The organism is Flavobacterium chryseum (assembly GCF_004362015.1).
GTDB lineage: Bacteria > Bacteroidota > Bacteroidia > Flavobacteriales > Flavobacteriaceae > Flavobacterium.
The window spans coordinates 1-1,030 of sequence record NZ_SNWW01000038.1; the positions used below are offsets into that span (position 1 = coordinate 1).

The 1,030-nt window shown below is 47.9% G+C and carries 1 rRNA gene; it reads left to right on the forward strand.

Annotated elements, in window-relative coordinates:
- Window positions 1-1,030 (forward strand): 16S ribosomal RNA (locus tag EV143_RS21380); the annotation flags it as partial.

The following is a 1,030-nucleotide window of genomic DNA, read 5'->3' on the forward strand; positions in this document are numbered from 1 at the left end:
CTAGAGACCGGCGCACGGGTGCGTAACGCGTATGCAATCTACCTTTTACAGAGGGATAGCCCAGAGAAATTTGGATTAATACCTCATAGTATTATGAAATGGCATCATTTTATAATTAAAGTCACAACGGTAAAAGATGAGCATGCGTCCCATTAGCTAGTTGGTAAGGTAACGGCTTACCAAGGCTACGATGGGTAGGGGTCCTGAGAGGGAGATCCCCCACACTGGTACTGAGACACGGACCAGACTCCTACGGGAGGCAGCAGTGAGGAATATTGGACAATGGGCGCAAGCCTGATCCAGCCATGCCGCGTGCAGGATGACGGTCCTATGGATTGTAAACTGCTTTTATACGAGAAGAAACACTGATTCGTGAATCAGCTTGACGGTATCGTAAGAATAAGGATCGGCTAACTCCGTGCCAGCAGCCGCGGTAATACGGAGGATCCAAGCGTTATCCGGAATCATTGGGTTTAAAGGGTCCGTAGGCGGTTTAATAAGTCAGTGGTGAAAGCCCATCGCTCAACGGTGGAACGGCCATTGATACTGTTAGACTTGAATTATTAGGAAGTAACTAGAATATGTAGTGTAGCGGTGAAATGCTTAGAGATTACATGGAATACCAATTGCGAAGGCAGGTTACTACTAATGGATTGACGCTGATGGACGAAAGCGTGGGTAGCGAACAGGATTAGATACCCTGGTAGTCCACGCCGTAAACGATGGATACTAGCTGTTGGAAGCAATTTCAGTGGCTAAGCGAAAGTGATAAGTATCCCACCTGGGGAGTACGTTCGCAAGAATGAAACTCAAAGGAATTGACGGGGGCCCGCACAAGCGGTGGAGCATGTGGTTTAATTCGATGATACGCGAGGAACCTTACCAAGGCTTAAATGTAGTTTGACCGGTTTGGAAACAGATCTTTCGCAAGACAAATTACAAGGTGCTGCATGGTTGTCGTCAGCTCGTGCCGTGAGGTGTCAGGTTAAGTCCTATAACGAGCGCAACCCCTGTTGTTAGTTGCCAGCGA